This window comes from Microbacterium sp. Leaf351 (genome assembly GCF_001423825.1).
Lineage (GTDB): Bacteria > Actinomycetota > Actinomycetes > Actinomycetales > Microbacteriaceae > Microbacterium > Microbacterium ginsengisoli.
Genome location: NZ_LMPK01000033.1, coordinates 95,645 through 98,157, shown reverse-complemented (window position 1 = coordinate 98,157; position 2,513 = coordinate 95,645). Strand labels below are relative to the sequence as shown.

Annotated in this window: 3 protein-coding genes; 2 read left to right on the top strand and 1 reads right to left on the bottom strand. The window is 69.2% G+C overall.

What is annotated here, in order from left to right; genetic code table 11:
• On the bottom strand, window positions 1-393 hold a 393-nt coding region (locus tag ASG00_RS17850; RefSeq protein WP_235559461.1), incomplete at its 3' end, for a class I tRNA ligase family protein.
• Between the two features lie 246 nt (window positions 394-639).
• On the opposite strand from ASG00_RS17850, the gene ASG00_RS08790 reads away from it, so the two are divergent.
• Both ASG00_RS08790 and ASG00_RS17845 read left to right on the top strand, forming a co-directional pair.
• On the top strand, window positions 640-1,041 hold the full coding sequence (locus ASG00_RS08790) for a hypothetical protein (protein ID WP_056208679.1): 402 nt from the start codon (window positions 640-642) through the stop codon (window positions 1,039-1,041).
• 104 nt (window positions 1,042-1,145) lie between these two features.
• The coding region (locus ASG00_RS17845) for a class I tRNA ligase family protein (protein ID WP_235559460.1) at window positions 1,146-2,513 on the top strand (1,368 nt) is incomplete at its 3' end.

Genomic DNA, 2,513 nt, shown 5'->3' with positions numbered 1-2,513 from the left:
ACGGGCCTTCGCGTTGAAGGTCGCGATGCCCATGCGCTCGATCTCGTCCTTCTCGGTGATGCCGAGCTGCTTCATCGCCTCGAGCTCGGCGGGAAGGCCGTGCGTGTCCCAGCCGAACACCCGATCGACCTTCTTGCCGCGCATCGTCTGGAAGCGCGGGAAGAGGTCCTTCGCGTAGCCGGTCAGCAGATGTCCGTAGTGGGGCAGGCCGTTCGCGAACGGCGGTCCGTCGTAGAACACCCACTCCTCGGCGCCGTCGCGCTGGGCGATCGACGCGCGGAAGGTGTCGTCGTGCGCCCAGAAGTCGAGCACCTCGCGCTCGATCTCGGGAAAGCGGGGGCTCGGGGCGACGTCGGCGGAGGGTCCGAAAGCGGACGGGCGGGGGTAGGTCATCGTCTCTCTCACAGGATTCGTGTGCTCCTGCCGGGACGACCCTGAGGCCGCGGTACCACCCCGCATTGACGGATGCCGCGGCATCCGTCCTCTTTCACTGCGGCTGTGACGGGCCTGCCCCGCGCGGGTCTAGTGGGCCGAAGCCGTTCTTCCGCGAGCTCCCCGGTGATGGCCGGATCGGTGCTGGTCGCACAAGTCTACCGGCGCTGACCGCGACTGTCGCGCCCCGCGCGCCATACTGACCGCATGGATGCCGCGTCCCTCCCCGTGCCCGTCGACCCGGCCTCGGCGCCGGCGGCCACCGCGCCCGACGGCTCGGCGGTCCGCGTGCTCGCACGCGTGCCCGGGGTCAGCACCGCGCAGTTCATCCTCGCTGCCGACGCGGTGACGATCGCCCATCAGCATCGCACGGTGTCAGAGGTGTGGTTCGTGCAGGCGGGAACCGGACGTCTCTGGCGTTCGGTCGACGGGCACAGCGATGTCGTGGCGCTCGTGCCGGGCGTCTCCGTGGCGATCCCCGTCGGCACCGCGTTCCAGTTCGCGAGCGACGGTCACGGCCTCGTCATCCTCGGCGCGACCGCGCCCGCCTGGCCGGGCGACGACGAGGCCGTGCGCGTCGCCGGCCCGTGGGAGCCCACGCTCGGCTGAGCGCGTGCGCGGTGCCGCGGCATCCGCCCCTCGGTAGACTCATCGGGTCGTCCACACTCAGGCACGCTCACACAGTGCCGCATATATCGCTCGAGGAGTCCCCCATGGCCGAAGTTCCCGACAAGCCCGCACTCGAGGGCCTCGAAGCGAAGTGGGATGCCGCGTGGGAGACCGCGGGTACCTATCTGTTCGACCGTGACGCGGCCAAGACGAAGGGACGCGCGGGCGTCTACTCCGTCGACACCCCCCCGCCGACCGCCTCGGGCAGCCTGCACATCGGACACGTCTTCAGCTACACCCACACCGACCTCAAGGTGCGGTTCGAGCGGATGCGCGGCAAGACTGTGTTCTACCCGATCGGATGGGACGACAACGGCCTGCCGACCGAGCGCCGCGTGCAGAACTACTACGGCGTGCGCTGCGATCCGACGCTGCCCTATGACCCCGACTTCACGCCCCCGTTCGAGGGCGGCGACAACAAGTCGAGCAAGGCGGCCGACCAGATCCCGATCAGCCGACGCAACTTCATCGAGCTGTGCGAGCGGCTGACCGTCGAGGACGAGAAGACCTTCGAGTCGCTGTTCCGGCAGCTGGGACTCAGCGTGGACTGGCGTCAGACCTACCGCACGATCTCCGACGAGACGATCCGCACGAACCAGCTCGCGTTCCTGCAGAACTACTCCCGCGGCGAGGCCTACCAGGACCTCGCCCCGACGCTCTGGGACGTCGACTTCCGCTCGGCGATCGCGCAGGCCGAGCTCGAGGACCGCGAGCAGCCCGGCGCCTACCATCGCCTCGCCTTCCATCGCACCGACGGCGGCGGCGACATCCACATCGAGACGACCCGCCCCGAGCTTCTCGCCGCCTGCGTCGCGCTCGTCGCCCACCCCGATGACGAGCGCTACCAGCCGTTCTTCGGCACCACCGTGACCACGCCCGTGTTCGGGGTCGAGGTTCCGGTGCTCGCGCACCCGCTCGCGCAGATCGACAAAGGCTCGGGCATCGCGATGGTCTGCACCTTCGGCGACGTGACCGACATCATCTGGTGGCGCGAGCTCAGCCTTCCGAACCGCACGATCATCGGCAAGGACGGCCGCATCGTCGCCGACGCCCCCGAGGCGCTGTCGACGGATGCCGCGCAGGCCGCTTTCGCGGAGCTCGCCGGCAAGACCGTGTTCAGCGCGAAGAAGCGCATCGTCGAGCTGCTGCAGGAATCGGGTGAGATCATCGGCGACCCGAAGCCGATCACCCACCCGGTGAAGTTCTTCGAGAAGGGCGACCGGCCCCTCGAGATCGTCTCGACCCGGCAGTGGTACCTGCGCAACGGCGCGAAGAACGCCGACCTGCGCGACGCGCTCATCGAGCGGGGACGCGGCATGACGTGGCATCCCGATTTCATGCGGGTGCGCTACGAGAACTGGGTCGGTGGCCTCACCGGCGACTGGCTCGTCTCGCGCCAGCGGTTCTTCGGG